The sequence below is a fragment of the Cytobacillus depressus genome, assembly GCF_008923245.1.
GTDB classification, from domain to species: domain Bacteria; phylum Bacillota; class Bacilli; order Bacillales; family Cytobacillaceae; genus Cytobacillus; species Cytobacillus depressus.
The window spans coordinates 261662-282573 of the sequence record NZ_WBOS01000003.1; the positions used below are offsets into that span (position 1 = coordinate 261662).

Sequence of the window (20912 nt, forward strand, 5' to 3'; positions counted from 1 at the left end):
GAGAATTAAAGAGATGGCAAAATTACTTGAAGTCAAGGACTTAAAGACATATTTTTACACACAAAATGGAATTGTGCCATCAGTTGATGGTGTTTCTTTTTCAATGGAAAAAGGTCAAACTACTGCCCTCGTTGGGGAATCTGGATGCGGGAAAAGTGTGACATCGTTTTCCATCATGCAACTTGTCGGTGCTCCGGGCAAAATTGTGGCCGGAGAAATCCACTTTAAAGGGCAAAACATTGCACAATATAGTGAGAAAAAAATGGAAAAATTACGCGGGAATGAAATATCGATGATCTTCCAGGAGCCGCTGACGTCCCTAAATCCCGTATTAAGAATAGGCGATCAACTTGATGAAGTGTTATTGCTCCATCAAAAGCTTTCTAAAAAGGAAGCTAAAGCGGAAAGTATTAAAATGTTAGGTAAGGTGGGTATTCCTAGACCTGAGAAAATTTATGATTCATTTCCACACGAATTGAGCGGTGGAATGAGGCAGCGAGTGATGATAGCGATGGCGCTTTCGTGTAGCCCTAGTCTATTAATCGCAGATGAGCCAACGACCGCACTCGATGTAACAATTCAAGCTCAAATCCTAAAGCTAATGCGAAACTTAAAAAGTGAATTCGATACCTCAATACTATTAATTACACACGATCTTGGCGTTGTAGCAGAGTTGGCTGACCGAGTGATTGTTATGTATGCAGGACAAGTTATAGAGGAACGCGATGTTTTTTCTCTTTTTGATGATCCGAAGCACCCGTATACCCAAGGACTTATTAGTAGTACTCCAAAAATTGAGAGTCAGGAAGATGAGTTAATGTCTATTAAAGGGAATGTTCCAGCTCCAAATAATCGTCCTTCGGGATGCTATTTTCACCCTAGATGCCCAAAGGCAAAGGATATTTGTAAATCTTCCATGCCGGAATTAAAAGGGTTTGAAGATGGCCAAGTAAGATGCTGGTTGTATTAGTGTGAAAGGAGGTCTAATGCCAAATGATTAAACTTGCTTCAACTACAGAAATAACAAACGATGATCTTTTAGTAATAAAAAATTTAAAGAAGCATTTTGAAGTTAATAGTCAATTATTTAAGAAGAAAAAAGATTATTTAAAAGCAGTAGATGGGATCAATTTAACGGTTAAAAGAGGAGAAACATTAGGCATTGTGGGGGAGTCAGGCTGTGGGAAATCAACGCTTGGCAACTTAATCATCGGATTATTACAGCCTACAGAAGGTGAAGTTTTTTTTGATGGAACGGAAATTTCAAATATGAAAGAAAAGCATCTGAAAAAAATCCGGCCTAATTACCAAATGATTTTCCAAGATCCTTTTTCTTCATTAAATCCGAGAATGCGACTATTCGATTTAATTGCTGAACCAATCATTACGCACGAAAAACTGTCAAAACAGGAATTGGAAGATAAAGTTTATGAATTAATGCAAGATGTAGGCTTAGATCCTTCCTATTCTCAACGCTTCCCGCATGAATTTAGCGGTGGGCAAAGGCAAAGAATTGGAATTGCAAGAGCATTAGCGCTAAAGCCAAAACTCATTATTTGTGATGAACCTGTTTCAGCGCTAGATGTTTCCATTCAGGCACAAATATTAAATTTACTAAGCGAGCTACAAGAAAAGTACAATCTAACCTATATTTTTATTGCACATGGACTGCCCGCTGTGAAACATATTAGCAATCGAATCGGCGTGATGTACTTAGGAAATGTGGTTGAATTAGCAGATAAAGAAGAACTATTCAGACGCCCGATGCATCCATACACGAATGGGCTGCTAGCTTCCCTGCCGATTTCCAATCCCCGCTTAAGACGAAATCCGGAAAATGAAATCATTTTGGAAGGGGATATGCCTAGTCCCGTTAATCCGCCTAGTGGCTGTAAGTTTCACACACGTTGTCCATATGCGCAAGAAAAGTGTAAAACCGCCGTTCCTGAATTTGAGGAAAAAGCAGACTCTCATTTCGTTGCTTGCCATTTTCCTTTAATGGGTTAGAAATGATTTTCTTCACTCGCCTTCATTTTCATAAAGGTTACAAAGTTGTTAACTGATGATAATTCCAAAGTAGATTTACGGAATATTAGCCATGTCTTTCTGTTAATTAATTTATTTTTATCATTTTTTAAATCGTAAGTATAAAAGAAATCATCTTCTGTTAGACAGGATTTTGGAATAATGGAAAAACCCAAGCCATTTTCAACCATAGCTTTACAAGTTTCAACCTTATCCAATCTCATTCTAATGAGTGGAGCAATTTTATAATTCTCTTGCCACCAGTTCTCTATTGTTCGAGCTAGAGGATTGGTAGGTTCTGGAGTCTGACCAATAACTCTGTTCGGCTGATAATAAATCATAGGTAAATAAGGAAGCTCCTTTATATCAAGGGGCTTTTTGGAAATAATTGTAATCGGATCCTCAGTCAACAATATCTTCTCGTCATACCAATTGTAATTCCCTGTTACAATGCCAATTTGAATCTCATTTTTTTTGATTAATTGAATGATTTCTGAACTCCAGCCTGTATAAACGTTCACTTGTGTTTGCGAATGGATTTCAAGAAATCTTTTAATGAGCGGCGGCAATTTGTATAGGGCAAAATTACTGGAGACGCCAAGGTGGATCGTCCCTTTCGAATCTTTTTTTAACGTTTTAATATAATCCTCCATTTTACTCAAATCAAACAGCATCTTCTTCGAGAACTCAACCAGGTATTCGCCTTCCGAGGTGAAAAATAGCTTATTCCCCTCTCGGTGGAAAATCTTAATATTGTATTCTTCTTCAATCTTTTGCAGTCTATAAGTCACAGCAGGCTGTGAACTAAAAAGCTTTTGAGCAGCCTTCGTTATATTCTTCTCCTCATGCACCGTCACTAAAATAATATAATCTTGCTTTTGCATACTTCAGAATCCCCTTTACTGAAGATTAATTCTACTTATGAATATACCATATTAGGGGTGTTAGACACCCTTCGTGGTAAGTCGATTTAATGGAGAGGGCCTACTACCAAGTATAAAACTCTCTATGATGAAAATAACACTAAAGACGCGGTCAATTTTCTAGTTTACAAAGGTTTCCTAATTTTTTTTATTTTCCTATCATTCGATAAGAGGGTACACTAATGAGTAGAAGAAATCATTTAATTGAGGTGAGCTAATGAAAAAGGAATACACAGCTGTCGGTTGCTTTTTTATAGCCATATCTGCTTTTTTGTACGCTTTTAAAAAACTTACTGCAGCTATTATGTCTTCATACATCAATACCTCAGAAGTAACTTATTATGAAGGTGCACACAAATTAATTGGCTTTGGCATGACATTTTGGATATTCACTTCATTTCTTGCAGGGATCATCTTTCTGCTAATTGGCATGTGGCCTCCGATACAAAAGCTATTACAATCTAAAAATACAAATATAATGAAGAAGAAATGAATAAACCTATGAAGCATAAGGCTGTTTTTCTTACTTTTGCAGGAGCAGAACCGTCCCTGTGCTTACGCATTAGGCTTCCGATTTAAGCATGTTGCTTCCATTCATAAAACAGAGAACGGCATTACATGTTCTGTCAAGCCTGTCCTAGTCAATGAGTCACATCCATTTTACCAGATTGAAGATGTGCAAAATGCGGCATCCATTGATAGGGATATTGTCGGCAATATTAGTCTTCAAGGCCCTGGAGCGGGCATGTTTCCAACCGCAAGCGCAATCATCGAGGACTTGGTTCATATAAATACAATGGAAATCAAACGTGCACACTTGGCAAACAAAGCAAGCCCGGACGATCAAGCAGTATTGTCTTATTGGGCAATTGGAGGGGGTGTATATGCATCCACTTTACCTACACCCATTCAGGTGATTGAAAGAATTCACCCGAATGTGCTAATCGTTCAAGCCCCAGAAGAGACAATTTATGCGGTTCACTTCCCAAATGTTCATATCTATCAAATTCTAGGGAAGGTTGTTAAAAAGGAAGTGTTGGTTATTCAATAAGAAGCAAGGGGACGTTTCTCTTGCTTCAATTTCCGCTCGATTTTGAAATTCGAATGAGTTTGCTCAGTATAACTTGAAATTGGCTGACAAACCCGGTAACTGGCTAACAACCTATTAAATTGGCTGATAAATAAATATTAACAACCCATTGAGGTTATTGTGTCTGACTACAATAGGGAAAAAAAACCCCCTCTGCAAAATCAAAACAGAGGGGGACAAGAATACCTTTTTCAAGGTTATTAAAAACTCCAAAGAAATCCGTTTCTTAAACCTAATTACCCAAACACCGGGGCCACATACGGCATTGTTTTTGCCAAAAGCCAAACGAGTATAAGGACAACGGGTGCGTGGAAGATTAATTGTAAAATAGAATATCCAGCAAGATCTTTTGCTTTGACTCCCAAAACGCCTAATAAAGGCAGCATAAAGAATGGGTTGACCATGTTCGGAAGTGCTTCCGACGCATTATAAACTTGCACAATCCAGGCCATGCTGACATTTAATTCTTTTGCGGCTTCAAGCAAGTATGGCGCTTCTACAATCCATTTTCCGCCGCCTGAAGGGAGAAAGAGTCCTAAGATAGCCGAGTAAACTCCGGCAATGAACGGAAATGAATTTTCTGTAGAAATGGAAAGGAAGAACTCCACTAATTTATCATTCAGTCCAGAGTTCATTAAGATCCCGAAAATCCCTGCATACAGAGGGAATTGAATGAGCACACCGCCAATAGCAGGTACCGAATTTGCAACTGAGTTCAAGAAGTTTCTGGGTGTCCAATGCAAAAGCAAACCGATCATTAAAAGCATAAAGTTATAGTTATTAAGATTAAGTGCAGCAATCGGTCCTGTTTTTGAAATAACGTTAATAATATAAACGGATCCGATCGCAACTAATAATAGATTTAAAATAGGGCTGTACTCTAGCCACTCACCAGGGCGCTCTGCCTTCTTCTTCGTCTCATCAAGATTTCCTATTCTTCCATAATCAATTCCAGCCATTTCGGCAGTTTTCGCTTTGTCTTTTCCCGGGGCAGAAACAAACGCAATCCAAACAGATAAAACAATAAGAACAACGATCATGGTCAAATTTTGCCATGTGAAAATGGTCTCTGACATGGAAATCGTCCCACTAATTTCATATAAAGCGGGAGGAATCGATGCCTTCGTTGCCATCAATAGAGCTGCTGAAGAGGAAAGTCCTAAAGCCCAAACACTTCCAAGCCCTAGGAATCCCGCGGCGCCCATGGCCCGGTAATCGACACCTTTCACCCGTTTGCTAATTTCTTTAATAAGAATTCCGCTAAAAATCAAGCTAAAACCCCAGCTTAGGAGAGAGGTAGCCATGGAGAAGAAAGCGACGAAAGCTACGGCTCCTTTAGGCGATTTAGGGATTTCAGAAAGCTTAGCAATGAGTTTATGAACAGGTCTAGAAGAAGCGACTACATAACCTGTAATGATGATAAAGGCCATTTGCATGGTGAAAGGGATTAAATCCCAATAGTGAGTCCCGAAATCAACTCCAATTTCGACAGGAGTCCGTCCCATTAATAAAGCAATAATTGCTATTAAAACGACTGCAACCGCAGCGAAAATATAGGCATCAGGGAACCATCTTTCACTCCAATTCGCGAGCGAAAAACCCATGCGGGCTAAGAGGCCTTCTTGCTCTGTATTTACTTTATCTTTCTTCATTTAATCTACACCTTTCATAAAAAACTTATTAATTTACCTTTTCCAGCTCGGGTAAAACTGTAAACCGCGCTTCTGTCTTTTCTCTCACTTCATCAACAGTGACGCCATCCATCGTTTCAATGAGGACCATGCCATTTTCTGTGAAATCAAACACAGCCAAATCAGTAATTAAACGGTGGACGACACCTTTCCCTGTGAGAGGCAGTGTACATTCTGTCTTAATTTTTGATTCGCCGTATTTATTCACATGCTCCATCACGACAACGACCCGTTTCGCTCCATTCACAAGATCCATCGCGCCGCCCATTCCTTTGACCATTTTCCCTGGAATCATCCAGTTAGCGAGATCCCCATTTTCGGCAACCTCCATGCCGCCAAGAATGGCCAGATCGATGTGCCCGCCACGAATCATCGCAAACGACTCAGCACTGTCAAAAAATGAGGAACCAGGCACGGTTGTAATGGTTTCTTTGCCCGCATTGATTAAATCTGGATCCTCTTCACCCTCCACCGGGTATGGCCCAATGCCGAGCAAGCCGTTTTCAGATTGTAATAAGACGTTAAAATCAGCCGGAATTTCATTAGCGACAAGTGTAGGCATTCCAATGCCTAAATTCACATTCATGCCATCTTCAATTTCTTTTACAGCTCGTTTTACAATGGTTAAACGTGTATCTCCCATTATGATTCGCTCCTTTTCATTTGTTGTTGCCGATAAGCGTATTTCAGTTTTTATTTCTTAAAATTTTCGTTCTCGTCCTTATGCCTTAGCCACTGTCCGGCGTTCAATTCGTTTCTGATAATCTGTTCCAAGCAATAGCCGCTGTACATAAATGCCAGGTGTATGGATTTCATCTGGATTCAGCTCGCCTGGCTCGACAATTTCTTCTACTTCTGCAATCGTGATTTTCCCTGCCATAGCTGCAAGCGGATTAAAGTTGCGAGATGTTTTCCGGTAAACAAGATTGCCAAGAGTATCAGCTTTCCATGCTTTTACAAGGGCAAAATCACCAATGATTCCTTCTTCTAATAAATATGTTTTGCCATTAAATACTTTCGTTTCTTTGCCTTCAGCAATTGGTGTCCCAACACCTGTTGCTGTATAAAAGCCTGGAATTCCTGCTCCTCCCGCTCTCATGCGCTCAGCAAGTGTTCCTTGAGGTGTCAACTCTACTTCTAGCTCGCCACTTAAAAATTGCTGTTCAAAAATTTTATTTTCACCAACATAGGAGGACACCATCTTCTTAATCTGTTTATTCGCTAACAGAAGGCCGAGTCCCCAATCATCGACTCCACAGTTATTGCTGTAAACCGTAAGATCCTTCGTTCCTTGTTCACGAAGGGCTTCAATCGCCTTCTCTGGAATCCCACATAATCCAAATCCGCCAACGATCAGTGAGGCACCGTCTTTTATATCTGAAACCGCTTCCAAGAATGAGTTCATTACTTTATTCACATCATTACCCCCTCATACATTCTCACATAAAAATTTTACATTTAGATTGAAAATTAGTAAAATTCATAAATAGAATGAAGATTATTCCAGTTTAGAATAAATAAGGAGTTTAATTATTATGGAGCTTCGTGACATCAAGTCTTTTATAGAAGTAGCGAATCATAGTAGTTTTACGAAAGCAGCAGAGCAGTCATATCTCTCTCAGCCTTCATTAAGTAAAGCGGTCAAAAAATTAGAAGAAGAGCTACATGTTGAACTTTTTGATCGTTCAACACGGCATCTTCGTTTGACTGACGCGGGAAAAATTGTCTACAGGCAAGGTCAGCAAGCCCTTGATTCGCTGGATGAGCTCCCAGCCTTACTTAAGGAGCTAATGAACATGGCAACTGGGGAAATTAAATTCGGGATCCCTCCACTAATCGGGACACTATTTTTTCCCCATCTTGCTCGTAAATTTCACGAACAGTATCCAAATGTGAAACTAGAGCTTGTAGAGTTAGGGGCAAAAGTGATTGAACAGCTTGTTGAAGAAAGCCAGATTGACCTCGGTTTAATTGTGCTGAGGGGGGATGAATCCATATTTAATATTTATCCATTTTTTACTGACGAATTTGTTCTCTATATTCATCATGAGCACCCGCTGGCCAACCGAGAATCTGTCGATTTATCAGAATTAAGAGATGAGCAATTTATCATTTTTTCAAAAAGCTTTACCTTGCATGACTATATGATTAATGCATGCAAAGAAGCGGGTTTTAACCCGACGATTTCCTATGAAAGCTCACAATGGGACTTAATTTTAGAGCTAGTTGCTTCCAAACTAGGAATCACTTTATTACCCAAAATACTAATAGAAAAGCAAAGCAACTCAAGCGTCAAAACCATCCCGCTGCAAACACCATCTCTTAAATGGAAGCTAGGCTTCGTAACGAAAAAAGACGCGTATCATTCATTTGCATTGAAAAAATTTCTGGAGATGTTTACAGGGTGAAGCAAGGGGATAGTTCTCTTGCTTTATATGAGTACGTAAATAATCAGGTACAAAATCGATTCACAGAGGATAAGAGTAGCTAACTGATGTTCGTTTTAATTGAGTAGTTACTCTTCTCATTGTATAAAACTTTCTTAAAATGATCAGCCGCTCTTCATGCGGCGTGTAACTGCGTTAACTGACTCTTTTATTATATAAATTATTGCTTCTTCTGTTTTCCTTGTCTTTTTAAGGCAACAGGAAACATAGGAACCGCACCTAAAATAAATTCTGAATATTCTTTATTATATATAATATATTTACAGATAATTTTCATTATTGTAAAATCAATTCCCGAGGGGGACCCAATTTGAAGAAATATTTTGTAAGCCCAAAATCATTAAAAGTACAGTCTTATGAAGTCATTAAAGAAGCCATTATTAAGGGGGTGTTATCTGATAATGAAGCTCTGACTGAGGTTAAAGCGATGGAGTTATTTGGCATTAGTAGAACCCCATTTAGGGAAGCAATTCAAAGATTAGAGGCTGAGGAATGGGTGATTGCCATTCCGTATAAGGGGACTTATGTAAGCCCTTTAACGATGAAAGATGTAGAAGAAATCTTTCAAATTCGCTTAATTATTGAAACCGCCACAGCTAAAAGTGCAGCGGAAAATATGACAAGCGACAAAGTAGAAAAACTTGAAAACATCATAGATAAAATGAAAACGATCTCATCGATTCAATCAGATTATGAGTTTACTTTAATCGATCAAGAATTTCATAAAACAATTAATCAGTTTGGCGGCAATCGGAGACTTATAACGATGAGTGACCAAGTTTACGATATGATGCGAAGAATTGCGATGACCGTCTTAAAAAGCCCGATTAGAAGAAAAGAAGTAATCGATGAGCATTTGAAAGTGTTAGAAGGATTAAAAACAAATAATGTGGAAAAAACATTGGTTCATCATTATGATCGTGTGAAATTTGAAGCACAAAAGTATTTTTCAGCTTTATAAAAAAGTAAAAATGTGTGTTCAAAAAGGAGGACAAAGAGAGAGATTGGCAGAAATTCGACCGCTATTTTTCCCGGACTTTTTGAACAACTCTAAAAGAAAGGTTAGGTGTTCAGATGAAGCAAAATTACCGTTATCAAATTATGTTAATGATGGTGCTGATGGTAATCATCAACTATATAGATAGAGGCGCCATTTCGTACGCACAAAAAGACATTATTGGCGAGTACGGTTTTGACCCTATTTCTTGGGGAGCTGTCCTTGGTTATTTTGGATTTGGTTATTTATTTGGCTCTCTTTTTGGAGGAATGCTAGCTGATAAAGAGGGACCGAAATTTGTTTGGATCATTATTGGAATTGGTTGGTCTGTTTTTGTTATTGCCACTGCTTTTGCAGGTGATATCGGATTGGCATTATTCGGCGGTTCTGCTCTTACTGGATTTGCCGTCATCCGTATCTTATTTGGCTTTGCTGAGGGGCCGACATTTTCAACCATTAATAAAACAAATGCAAACTGGGCTACACCAAAAGAACGCGGCTTTGCTGTATCTATGGGTCTATTAGGAACGCCACTTGGAGCCATGTTAACAGCTCCAGCGGCGGTCGCACTTTTATCCGTAACTAACTGGAAAGTGATGTTTATTATTCTTGGGAGTTTGGGAATCGTATGGGTTTTCATATGGGCAAAAATGTTTACCGATTTACCGGAGCAAAATCCAAAGGTATCGAAGGAAGAGCTTGAAAAAATTCGTTCTGTAAAGGATTTATTGCCAAATGAAAAAGTAGTTGGTGAACATGATGATTCGATTAAGTGGTATCATTTCTTTAAAAATCCAACACTTGTATTTAATGCTTTAGGCTATTTTGCTTTCCAATATATCAACTTCTTATTACTTACGTGGACACCAAAATACTTACAAGATCAATTTGGCTTTCAATTATCTTCTCTCTGGTATTTAGGAATGATTCCTTGGATTGGCGCTTGTTTTACCGTATTGCTTGGCGGGAAAATTTCGGACTATTTACGAATGAAAACAGGAAATCTACGTATCGCAAGATCAGGGCTAGCTGTTGTTTCATTATTATTGACTGCCACATGCTTTATGCTGATTCCTACTGCAGACACTATTGTCGGAGTCATGGTCTTAATGTGTATTGGGAATGCCTTTAATTCTCTTCCAAACTCTGTTTATTGGTCAGTGATTATAGATACAGAACCAAGTCGTGCAGGCACATTTGGCGGCATTACGCATTTTATCACGAATACAGCAACCATTATCGCCCCAATATTAACTGGATTCTTAGTTGTGAGCTTTGGTTACTCTTCTATGTTTGTCGCAGCAGGTATTGCGGCGGCCTTTGGAATGATAGCTATGCTCTTTGTTAAACCAGGTCAAAGACAAGCAAATAAGTTTAAAAGAGTGAGTGCTTAATAGATAGAACTATAAATATTAAATACTGAAAATAGGGATTATTATGTATTCTATCAGTGATAATATAAAGGTTATTTTCAAATTAAAACTATTATTTTTAGAGGAGGACAAATTAAGATTTCTCCTCATGCTTTTTTGAAAAGAGGGATTGGATATGAAAAAAATTATTTTATTAACGACTGGTGGAACGATTGCAAGCAAGGTGAATCCTGATACAGGTTTACTTTCCTCAGGAGCCTTAACAGGGGATGAGCTTGCAAGCATGTGCAAACTGCCAAGTAAAATCGGCGTGGAAGTTGAATCTGTTTTTCAAATTCCTAGTAATCAAATGAATGCTGAAAGATTATCTCAGTTGAGAGAAAGAATCGGAGTTTTATTATCTGACCCGCAAGTGGATGGAGTGGTGGTCACCCACGGTACCGATACGTTAGAGGAGACTGCCTATTACTTAGATTTGACAATCGCTAATGAGAAACCAATTGTCATAACGGGATCGCAAAGAGGACCGTTTGAGCTTGGTACCGATGCAATGATCAATATTCGCCAGTCTATATTGGCTGCTGCAAGTGATGAGCTGAAAGGCTTTGGAACAGTCGTCCTGTTTAACGAACGACTTTTTTCAGCCAGATATGTCAAGAAAGTTCATGCTTCTAATGTGGCTGGATTTACTTCTGAAGGATACGGATATTTGGGAACGGTGGATCAGGATATCGTGACAGTGTACCAAAAGCCTCTTACTCGAGAGGTTTATTCTCTGAAACACGATTTTCCAGTTGTTGATATTATCCCATTCTACTTAGGGGTTGATGATCGATTTATAAGAACATCCATTTCAACTGGGGCAAAAGGGATGATTCTGGAAGGCTCCGGAAGAGGCCATATGGCACCTGAAATGTCTGCAGCGATTGAGGAAGCTTGCAATCAAGGCATCATCGTCGTATTAACAACTAAAGCGGGCGAAGGAGAAGTACGTCATGTATATGACTTCCCTGGCAGTGTTTTCGATTTAACCAACAAGGGTGTATTAATAGGAAAAGATTATGACAGCAAAAAGGCTAGAATCAAATTAGCTGTCTTATTGGCAGATGGTGCGTCTAAAGAAGAGATTCAACGTGTATTTTTAAAATAATTGAAAGAGAAGATACGAGAACTAGTTTTCTATCATTTTTAGGAGGATTAAAACATGAAAAAATGGGAGATATCCGTTATTCCGGGGGATGGGATCGGGATTGAAGTCATGCCAGAAGCCACCAGGGTGTTAGATAGACTTGCTGAGATTCATGGCGGTATTGCTTTTTCGTATAGGGAATATCCGTGGAGCTGTGAGTATTACCTTGAACATGGTGTGATGATGCCAGAAGATGGGCTAAAGCAATTAGAGCAGAGTGACGCAGTTTTTCTAGGGGCAGTTGGAAATCCAAAGCTCGTTGCGGATCATATCTCTCTTTGGGGCCTGCTTGTTAATATTCGAAGGGGGTTCGAACAAGTCATTAACGTTCGTCCTGCAAAACAAATGAAGGGAATTGCCTCCCCGCTTGTTAATCCAAAAGAATTTGATTTCATTGTGGTAAGGGAAAACAGTGAAGGTGAATATAGTGAAGTCGGAGGGAGAATTCATTCCGGTGAGGATGAAATGGCGATTCAAAACGCCGTGTTCACAAGAAAAGGGATTACTCGTGCGATGGACTATGCATTTGAACTAGCTAAAACAAGAAGAGGCCATGTGACGAGTGCGACCAAGTCGAATGGAATCGTCCACTCGATGCCATTCTGGGATGAAGTATTTCAAGATGTATCGAAAAGGTATGAAGATATTCAAACCCAATCCGTACATATTGACGCCTTAAGTGCCTTCCTCGTTTCAAAGCCTCATACTTTTGATGTCATTGTAGCGAGTAATCTGTTTGGCGATATTTTAACCGATATAGGAGCATCCATAATGGGAAGCATCGGGATTGCCCCTGCAGCCAACATTAATATTAATGGGAAATACCCATCCATGTTCGAACCTGTACATGGCTCAGCACCAGATATTGTCGGCCAAGGAATCGCTAATCCAATCGGACAAATTTGGACAGGGAAAATGATGCTTGATCACTTAGGTGAAAGAGAGCTCGGTACGCTATTACTAGATACTATTGAGGAAGTATTGCAAGACGGAATCAAGACCCCAGATATAGGTGGTACTGCTTCGACAATAGAGGTAACGGATCATATTTTCAATAAATTAAATTGCGGGCATAGCTGGTGTCAGGCACCATCCGTGGACAAATGAGGGATTTATCCATGGAGGGTGGACACATCTTGGAGCAATTCGAATAACATCATTTTGGGAAGACACTAGTATATTTTTTACTTTTAAAAGATCAATTCCGCTCTACTATTCCCTTTTAAACAGCTTAAAAAAACCCCAACTCACAAGAGAAGGGCTTTAAGCTGTTTACTTATTAACTTTTACATTATTAAATCGATAATTTTCAAAGTCAGCGCTTAATACGATATTAATTGTATCAGAAGACACAGGCTTAAAGAAAATAACAGATTGTTCGCTAACGCCTGGCTCGATAAAATAGTCAGCATGTGGAACATCTTTTTCATACCAGCGTTCAAAGTTAAAATCAGAATCAAAAGAATATTGCTTTCCATTTGATACAATTTTCGCTAAACTGTCGCCAGTCATGACTTCTTTATTCGTTCTATTTACATATGTAACGTAAATCTTTAATGAATCGGAGTCTTGAACTACTCTATCAATTGTGACTGTAACACCATTAATTGTTTGGGACATATTAGTTGGAGCAGTATTATTGTTCTTTTTATCAACAATTGTAACTGTTTTTGTATTATTATCCCAATTAACTGTGGCACCTAACATTTCAGAGATAGCTCTTAATGGTACATATGTAGTGCTATTAATAATTTTCGCTTCAGCATTTTTTACTTGGCTTCCATTTACAATGAGTTTAATAGATGGCGCAGCATAGACTCCCGCTGAAAACGACATCAAAACTGCTAAAATAATAATAATTTTCTTCTTCAATTCATGCACTCTCCATAATCAATTTTTCCTAGATAATTTCAATACTCCTCCTAATAACCTTCATATTATACCGGTGATAAATGGAAATTTCATTACACAATTTTTGGACATTGGGTGTCAGAGACTACCAGTGGAAAATAAAAGCGGCGATCGGATAATTCTAAAAAAAGGAATAAATATTGAAAGAATTGTCGAATTAACTGACCTTTCCATTAAACAAAAAGTTACTAAAAAAGGGTATACCAAAATAACCCGATATTATTGGTGTTTGCTCCTAATGCAATGTGGAGCTAGGCATTTGAAAGTTTGAGTCAAGGAAAGTTGGAAACTTATTCTAAATTCAAGTCTGAAGCGAAAAATATCACTTTACAAATAAGATATTTGGTTGGATTTAGAAATATCTATACTAATTTGCTCAGCCGTTTTTAAGAGTAGCGGTATAAAGCGTTCTTTTTTTACTTTATCTCGAATTCGACTAGCGTGGGCTGAAATGTTAATTGCTGCAATAACTTTACCTTCTGCATTCCTTATTGGGGCTGCGATTGAACTAAGCCCTTCTTCTAGCTGTTGTTCCACGAGAACCCATCCACTTTCACGGATTTGATTAAATTTCTCTATCAGGTCCGATTTATCAACTATAGTTTTCCTTGTGAAAGACTCTAAACTTACATCGGAAAAATAATGTTCCAGTTCAAGAGTGGAAAGATGTGCAAGTAATACTTGTCCCATCGAAGTAGCATACGCGGGTAATCGAGATCCAATACCTAAAGTAATCGTCATTATTCTTTTCGTTGGGATTCTCGCAACATATACAATTTCCGTACCGTCTAAAACCGATATTGAAGTAGATTCGCCTGTTATATCAACTAAACTTTTCATGTGAGGATGGGCAATTTCCCAAATGTTCTTTGACGAAATATACGCATAACCAAGAGATAGGACGCGGGCGGTTAATGAAAAGTGTCCCTTTTTTGATTTTACATAACCTAACTTTTCTAACGTAAGAAGGATTCGGCGTATCGCCGGCCGACTGAGGTTAGTAATTTTGCTAGCTTCACTCACGGAAAGTGTTGGATGTTCATTCGAGAAAGCCTGGATAACAGATAATCCCCTCGCTAATGATTGTATAAAATCTTCATTCTTTATTGAATTATCGGAATATTCTATTGACATTAAGCCTTCCTCCATGGATATAATAGTATTGTACGATGAATGAACTATTTGTACGTATATCGTACAATATTAAATTGAGTTATGCAACTTTAGTTACATAAGATATTTCTAATTTAAAAAAATGTTAATCTATGATGTTGATTTTTAGCCTGATGTGTATACGTAAACGATTTTATTCGATATGAAAACAATCGTGAACGTGTACGCATCTGGTGGTATAAGATCAACATTAATTTTTAACAGCGCCAATTTAAAAGGAGAGTAAGCGCTGTCATACTACTAAAAAGAGGGTGAAGGTGTGAGTTTGAATGGAGTAGGAAAAGGAATCTTACGTGTTGTACAAAATGCCGATGGAGTAGCGAAGCAGGGCCACTGGTGAAATGAACAAAGACTTATCCTTACATTTTTTAAATAAATATTAGAACTGGAGGACGATCCAAAATGAGAGTGAGTAAAAATAAAATACTTTCTTTTATTCTACTAGTATTGATGCTTGTGATTGTAGGATGTAGTTCGGAAACATCGAAAAAAACAAAAGAGAATAACAACAATGAAGAGGGAGAATTACGGATAGCTTTATCTGTCCAGCCGCCCTCACTTGATCAGCCAGCTACTTCCGTTGCTGTTGCGCGTGATCTATCGAGATTAATTTTTGAAACCCTTGTCACTGTAGATTCAACTTATCAAGTTGTGCCTAGTTTGGCTGAATCATTCAGTGTAAGCGAAGAAGACAGTAAAAGGTACATATTTCATTTGCGAAAAGGGGTAAAGTTCCATAATGGGAAAGAGATGACTGCTGAAGATGCCGTTGCTTCTATGAACCGATGGGTAGAGAAGTCTTCGGCAACGAAAGGTATTTTTGATGGTGCTACATTTGAGGCGGAAGACGATTATACTGTAGTCCTGCAGTTAGCCAAGCCCTCTGCGCTTACTTTAGATACAATGGCTTCTACCAATATGGCTGCTGCTATCATGCCAAAAGAGGTCATTGAGGCGGCGGGTGATAAAGGGGTATCTGAATATATCGGAACGGGTCCATACAAATTTGCGGAATGGAAGCAGGATCAGTACATTCATTTTACTAAATACGATGAGTACCAATCTCTAGATGGAAAACCGGATGGATTGTCTGGGAAGAAAGAAGCATTGATAAAAGATATTCACTTCGAAATCGTCAAGGACGCTACTTCTCGATTGGTAGGCTTGCAGACGGGAGCCTATGACTTTGCTTATACCATTCAATATGATAACTACGATCAATTGAAAACCGATTCGAATTTGTATCCTGTTTTTGATCCTTATGGCCAACTTCTTATCTATTATAATGAAAAAAATGGCCCAGCATCTGATGTCAAAATGCGACAAGCTATTAACACTGCTTTGAATATCGACGAAGTCATGTTTCCGACTTTTACGGATAGAGATTTATACACATTGAATTCCGGATACATGTCAATGAATATGAAGAAGTGGGACAGTAATGCGGGAAGTGAATTTTATAATCAGAATAATCCTGAGAAAGCAAAAAAAATATTAGCTGAAATAGATTATGATAAAGAAGAGCTCAAGATTATGACAACACGCGACTACCCTCATTTTTATAATGCGGCTGTTATTGTACAAGAACAATTATCACAGCTTGGTATGAATGTGAAGTTGGAAGTCTATGATTGGCCAACCATTATGGACAAACAAAGTACTTCAGGGGATTGGGACTTATTAGTTGCAGGATCCGCATACGTCTCTACGCCACCCCAACTTTTATATATTAGTTCTACTTTTGCAGGGGGAATTAATGATTCAACGACGGCAGAGATGTTAAAGTCCATTGTGACATCAAATTCTGAAGAGGAAGCAACGCAATTATGGGATGAATTGCAAGGTTATGTATGGGAGGAGCATGTTCCCGTAACAATATTAGCAAGCTACAATACGTTGTATGGGGCAAGTAATAACGTGGAAGGGGTAGGGATATTCGCAGGTCCTTTATTTTGGAATACTAAATTGGTGAGATAAAGTGAAACTTCATTCAGTGGGGGTCTTCCGACGCACAGGACTTACTAGTGCCGACGTTGCCACAGGACGTGGCGCTCTTAGTCTGCGTTCTTTCAATCGGGCCTTTACGGGCAGTTGATCCCCACTTATTCTTCATTGTCTATACCCGAATCCTTGAAGTGGGGGTCTTACTGCCCGTTAATCTGCGATAAACAGGAATCTAGTTATTTATTAGTTCTGTAAAGGATTCTATATAAGGAAAAAAGAATCACCGTGTTCCAGCACAGTGATTCTTTTTTGTTGCAAACATTGTTAAAAATGCCTTTAAGCACGGATTGGAAATGATTGAAGGGGAGGAAAAATTTTCAATTAAATTATACTTTCGCTTGGTAAAGAAAAGAAAGCACATGGACGGTTCTCCTGTTTTGTGAAGCGAGAGAACTGTCCACATGTTTCTTTTCTCTAAAAAATCTCATCCAATTCCTTATATTCGTTATAGCCATTCTCTATACTTTTAATAGAATGCTTGAAGTGGTTTTCTAAGGCTATTTTTAATTCCGCTTCCTTTTTTTGCTCCAGCAAGCTTAGTATATAACTGTGTTCGCTAGGGCTGTAGGGTTGTTGTTCCTTATTATTAAAAAATTCATCATACAGAATGAGATAAATATTGGTTTGAATGATGAGTCGTTCGATAAATTCGTTTAAGAATTTATTGTTGCATTTTTCGGTTATGGCAACATGAAAGTCTTTATTTGCCTTAACAAAGGTTTCCGAATTTTTATCGGCTAGAGCCTGCTTTTCCTCCTCGATGATTTCCTTAATGGCAGAAAAGTCTTTTTCCGTAAAATACTCCATTGATTGCTGAGCTGCAATAAATTCTAATTTTCCTCGGAGTTCATATGCTTGGGTGATTTCGTCTAATGTGGGACTCGTCACGAAGGCTCCTTTATTCGGTACGATATCTACTAATCCTTTAGCTGCTAAATTTTTCAACGCATTGCGAATCGGGGTTCGGCTGACCTTCAATGTGTCAGAAATTCTATTTTCAATGAGCTGTTTACCAGGTGCTAACTTCCGCGCTAAAATGGCTGTTTTAATATGGGTGTAAACATGATGTTCGACTGAGTTTTTTTTCATACGTTCTCCACCTTTTCGCATTTCTATTGTAAAAAATGGTTTATATGTTTATTTTAAATTTTCTAAATAAATTGACAATGGTATTTACCTTAATATACACTAAAATAAATTGTAGTACAATTTGGGACAACAATGAATATTCTTCATAGCCTTTTTAAAATAAAACGGAAGGAGATTAACACTTAAGGTAAATGAAAACGTTATCATCGGAATTTAAAGGGGTTGTTATGATGAAGAAATTGTTTATATCTTTAATGGTCATTTTATTAATCGGAACGATGGTCGGTTGCAGTGGCAGCCAAGGAGCGGGAGGAAAAAAACAAACGGTTTTAGAAAGAGTTGAAAAATCGAAAGTTTTAAAGGTGGGCTTTGAAGGGACCTACCCTCCATTTAACTTCATAGATGATAAGCAAAATTATATCGGATTTGATGTGGATGTTTCGAATGAACTTGCGAAACGATTGGGAGTCGAGGCTGAGTTTATCGCAACAAAGTGGGACAGCCTGATTGGCGGAGTAAAGGCTGATAAATTTGATATTATCATCGCCCAAATGACGGTAACAGATGAAAGGAAAAAGAGTGTAGATTTCACTGATCCATATGTTGTGACTGGATCGGTTTTGGTCACGAGAGAGGGTACAAATGATATAACTAAGCTCGAAGATATTAAAGGGAAAAATGTTGGGGTAGGCGGCGGAACGACATTTGAGGAAGTGGCCAAAAGTGTGGACGGAGCAAATGTTAAATTATATAAATCCGTAGGTGATTATATCCAAGACCTGCAGAACAAAAGACTAGATGTGATTATCAATGATCAATTATTGATGGGCTACAACATTAAGGAAAATAAATTACCCATCAAAATTACGAGCGAAATTTTAAATAAAGACGAAATTGGGATGGCAATCAAAAAGGACAATGAAGATTTTGTGAAAAAAATAAATGAAACGCTGGCTGCTATGAAGGAAGATGGTACCTATGACGAGATTTATAAAAAATGGTTTGGGGATAACAAATTATAGAAAAAGAGTTTTCTAGACTGAAATGAAGTCTCAGAATCTACGGAAAAGTGAAAAGGAGGAATCCGATATGCGGGCAGTCGTTTTAGGAACCGGAATGATTGGAACGACAGTAGTGAGTGAGTTAGCAAAATTTCCAAATATTAAATCCGTAACAGCGGTCGATGGAATCGAGGCTAGTATCGAGAAATGCTTAGAAATTGCCGCAAATCCAAAGGTTATTGGCCAAGTGGCTTCACTAAAAAACGAAGACGATATTGCAAAGGTGTTAAAAGATGCAGACGTTGCAGTAGCATGTTTGCCACACTCCTTAAGCTTGCCAGCTATTAAGGCAGCGATTTCAGTCAAATGCCACCTTATCGATTTAGTTGGATCAAAGTTCGAAGAGAAGATGGAACTGGATGAGGCGGCAAAAGAAGCCGGCATTATTATCATGCCCGGATGCGGTGTGGCGCCGGGAATCACGAATTTTTTAGCGGCTCAAGGAATTGAATTATTGGATGAGGCGGATGAAGCGGTCATGATTTGTGGCGGAATCCCTAGGTTTCCGGCCCCTCCACTTTGGTACCAGGTTGTTTTCCGATTGGAAAGTGTATTAGGTCTATATAAACGGCCGGCGTTAGCTGCAGAAAATGGCGAGCTTGTAAAGTTGCCTCCACTTTCAGGCTTAGAAAAACTAACATTCCCCGAACCTGTTGGCCATTGTGAAGCGGTTATCACGGACGCTCACAGCACAGCCTACACACTTAAAGATAAAGTGAAAAAATTATATGAAAAAACGGTTCGGTATGAAGGCCACTGGGATAAGATGGGGGTTTTAGCCGAGCTGGGATTTCTAGATGACGAACCTTTAGAAATTGATGGGCATTCCATCACTCCAAGAGCTTTTGCCGAAAAAGTGCTAACACCAAAGTTACAGGGAACTTCCAAAGAGGATATTACAGTTGTCCGAGTTGAGGTTAGCGGCGTGAAAAATGGCAACCCGACAAAGTACACATGGGAAATGGTAGATTTATATGACCATGAAAGAAATATTACTTCCATGGCAAAAACTACGGCATTGCCAGCTATGCTGCTGGCCAATTGGATTGCACTAGGAAAGATAGACGCTGCTGGCATTGTGCCAATTGAAAAGGTCATTATTAATGAACATTTTGATCCGTTTATGGAAGAGTTAAAAGCGCTAGGGATTGAAATAGGATTTAAAGAAGAAGTTTTAGTTTAAGGATCTAATTTAGGCTTTGTTAACTAATTTAACAAAGCCTAATTACTAGCTATATTTGATGATTGCAAGATTGGAGGAAGCTTAATGAATGTATCCATTATTGTTGAGTCCTTGCCAACTTTACTAAATGCAACTTTAATGACTATTTTTTTAGCGATTGTTTCTATTATTATCGCACTCTTTCTAGGGTTTTTCACGGCATTAGCAAGAATATCTAAAATTAAGCCTTTGGAGATCATCGCAAGGACGTATGTGTCTATTATTCGTGGAACTCCACTTTTAGTACAGGTTTTTGTTATTTATTACGGATTGCCGCAAATAAACATCGAGCTGGATCCCATCCCTTCAGGCATTCTCGCTTTAAGCTTAAATGCGGGCGCCTATTTATCAGAGTCCTTTCGGGCTGCGATTCTATCCATTGATAAAGGGCAGATGGAGGCTGCTGTCTCGCTTGGTATGACTTACGTGCAAGCGTTGCGCAGGATTATTCTTCCACAAAGTCTTCGGATTGCTATTCCAACTTTGTCCAATTCCTTTATTATCCTAATTAAAGATACTTCCCTTATTTCGGTCATTACGGTGACAGAATTATTGCAAATGTCCTCCCTAATCATTGCTAAGACATTCGAACCATTAACGATTTATTTAGTAGCTGCCGCCATTTATTGGGTTCTTATTACTTTTTTAACAGCTTTGTTGGACAAGATGGAAAAGCGCACGTCTCAACATATAACACTTTAGAAAAAGGGAGATGGG

At 38.6% G+C, this 20912-nt stretch carries 20 protein-coding genes; 13 read left to right on the forward strand and 7 right to left on the reverse strand.

The genetic code is table 11. The features are described 5' to 3' along the window. Positions 1 to 13 precede the first annotated feature (13 nt). Together F7731_RS10070 and F7731_RS10075 are read left to right on the forward strand one after the other, a co-directional pair. Positions 14 to 970, forward strand: coding sequence for an ABC transporter ATP-binding protein (locus tag F7731_RS10070; RefSeq protein ID WP_151534650.1), 957 nt, complete (start codon positions 14 to 16; stop codon positions 968 to 970). Between the two features lie 23 nt (positions 971 to 993). Next, a complete protein-coding gene (locus tag F7731_RS10075; protein WP_151534651.1) occupies positions 994 to 2007 on the forward strand; it encodes an ABC transporter ATP-binding protein in 1014 nt (337 codons plus the stop codon). Here the strand turns inward: F7731_RS10075 and F7731_RS10080 are convergent. Next, on the reverse strand, positions 2004 to 2909 hold the full coding sequence (locus tag F7731_RS10080) for a LysR family transcriptional regulator (protein ID WP_151534652.1): 906 nt from the start codon (positions 2907 to 2909) through the stop codon (positions 2004 to 2006). The two genes, F7731_RS10075 and F7731_RS10080, sit on opposite strands and share 4 nt — an antisense overlap. Positions 2910 to 3165: 256 nt before the next feature. On the opposite strand from F7731_RS10080, the gene F7731_RS10085 reads away from it, so the two are divergent. Together F7731_RS10085 and F7731_RS10090 are read left to right on the forward strand one after the other, a co-directional pair. Then, positions 3166 to 3441, forward strand: coding sequence for a hypothetical protein (locus tag F7731_RS10085; protein WP_151534653.1), 276 nt, complete (start codon positions 3166 to 3168; stop codon positions 3439 to 3441). A 36-nt stretch (positions 3442 to 3477) separates the two neighbouring features. Then, positions 3478 to 3999: a hypothetical protein gene (locus tag F7731_RS10090; RefSeq protein ID WP_246197176.1), complete on the forward strand. Its 522-nt coding sequence runs from the start codon at positions 3478 to 3480 to the stop codon at positions 3997 to 3999. A 275-nt stretch (positions 4000 to 4274) separates the two neighbouring features. Here the strand turns inward: F7731_RS10090 and F7731_RS10095 are convergent, their stop codons facing one another. From F7731_RS10095 to F7731_RS10105, 3 genes are all read right to left on the reverse strand, one after another. Next, entirely contained in the window at positions 4275 to 5690 is a 1416-nt protein-coding gene (locus F7731_RS10095; RefSeq protein WP_151534655.1) for a short-chain fatty acid transporter, read from the reverse strand. 28 nt (positions 5691 to 5718) lie between these two features. Beyond that, a complete protein-coding gene (locus F7731_RS10100; RefSeq protein WP_151534656.1) occupies positions 5719 to 6372 on the reverse strand; it encodes a CoA transferase subunit B in 654 nt (217 codons plus the stop codon). Between the two features lie 78 nt (positions 6373 to 6450). Then, positions 6451 to 7134 (reverse strand): CoA transferase subunit A, encoded by a 684-nt coding sequence (locus F7731_RS10105; protein WP_151534801.1) that lies wholly within the window; start codon positions 7132 to 7134, stop codon positions 6451 to 6453. A 130-nt stretch (positions 7135 to 7264) separates the two neighbouring features. Here F7731_RS10105 and F7731_RS10110 point away from each other — a divergent pair, with 130 nt between their 5' ends. From F7731_RS10110 to F7731_RS10130, 5 genes are all read left to right on the forward strand, one after another. After that, positions 7265 to 8137 (forward strand): LysR family transcriptional regulator, encoded by an 873-nt coding sequence (locus tag F7731_RS10110; protein WP_151534657.1) that lies wholly within the window; start codon positions 7265 to 7267, stop codon positions 8135 to 8137. Between the two features lie 349 nt (positions 8138 to 8486). Beyond that, positions 8487 to 9137 (forward strand): GntR family transcriptional regulator, encoded by a 651-nt coding sequence (locus tag F7731_RS10115; protein WP_151534658.1) that lies wholly within the window; start codon positions 8487 to 8489, stop codon positions 9135 to 9137. 113 nt (positions 9138 to 9250) lie between these two features. After that, the gene (locus tag F7731_RS10120; protein ID WP_151534659.1) at positions 9251 to 10567 is read left to right on the forward strand and encodes an MFS transporter; all 1317 of its coding nucleotides are present in this window, start codon (positions 9251 to 9253) and stop codon (positions 10565 to 10567) included. Positions 10568 to 10721: 154 nt separating this feature from the next. Further along, positions 10722 to 11696, forward strand: a complete 975-nt coding sequence (locus tag F7731_RS10125) for an asparaginase (RefSeq protein WP_151534660.1) — start codon at positions 10722 to 10724, stop codon at positions 11694 to 11696. 54 nt (positions 11697 to 11750) lie between these two features. Further along, a complete protein-coding gene (locus tag F7731_RS10130) occupies positions 11751 to 12842 on the forward strand; it encodes a tartrate dehydrogenase (RefSeq protein ID WP_151534661.1) in 1092 nt (363 codons plus the stop codon). 165 nt (positions 12843 to 13007) lie between these two features. On the opposite strand, the gene F7731_RS10135 is transcribed toward F7731_RS10130, so the two are convergent. Continuing rightward, positions 13008 to 13616 (reverse strand): copper amine oxidase N-terminal domain-containing protein, encoded by a 609-nt coding sequence (locus tag F7731_RS10135; RefSeq protein ID WP_212031169.1) that lies wholly within the window; start codon positions 13614 to 13616, stop codon positions 13008 to 13010. Between the two features lie 357 nt (positions 13617 to 13973). Next, positions 13974 to 14780 carry an IclR family transcriptional regulator domain-containing protein gene (locus tag F7731_RS10140; protein WP_151534662.1) on the reverse strand — a complete coding sequence of 269 codons (807 nt, stop codon included), beginning with the start codon at positions 14778 to 14780 and terminating at the stop codon, positions 13974 to 13976. 441 nt (positions 14781 to 15221) lie between these two features. Between F7731_RS10140 and F7731_RS10145 the strand changes: the two genes are divergently transcribed. Continuing rightward, positions 15222 to 16796, forward strand: coding sequence for an ABC transporter substrate-binding protein (locus F7731_RS10145; protein ID WP_151534663.1), 1575 nt, complete (start codon positions 15222 to 15224; stop codon positions 16794 to 16796). Between the two features lie 441 nt (positions 16797 to 17237). On the opposite strand, the gene F7731_RS10150 is transcribed toward F7731_RS10145, so the two are convergent. After that, entirely contained in the window at positions 17238 to 17912 is a 675-nt protein-coding gene (locus F7731_RS10150) for a GntR family transcriptional regulator (RefSeq protein WP_151534664.1), read from the reverse strand. A gap of 227 nt (positions 17913 to 18139) precedes the next feature. On the opposite strand from F7731_RS10150, the gene F7731_RS10155 reads away from it, so the two are divergent. The 3 genes from F7731_RS10155 (at position 18140) to F7731_RS10165 (ending at position 20897) form a co-directional block, all read left to right on the forward strand. Next, on the forward strand, positions 18140 to 18934 hold the full coding sequence (locus tag F7731_RS10155; RefSeq protein WP_151534665.1) for an ABC transporter substrate-binding protein: 795 nt from the start codon (positions 18140 to 18142) through the stop codon (positions 18932 to 18934). A gap of 67 nt (positions 18935 to 19001) precedes the next feature. After that, complete coding sequence (locus F7731_RS10160; protein WP_151534666.1) at positions 19002 to 20156, forward strand: saccharopine dehydrogenase family protein; 1155 nt, start codon at positions 19002 to 19004, stop codon at positions 20154 to 20156. An 84-nt stretch (positions 20157 to 20240) separates the two neighbouring features. Next, positions 20241 to 20897 carry an amino acid ABC transporter permease gene (locus tag F7731_RS10165; protein WP_151534667.1) on the forward strand — a complete coding sequence of 219 codons (657 nt, stop codon included), beginning with the start codon at positions 20241 to 20243 and terminating at the stop codon, positions 20895 to 20897. Positions 20898 to 20912 lie beyond the last annotated feature (15 nt).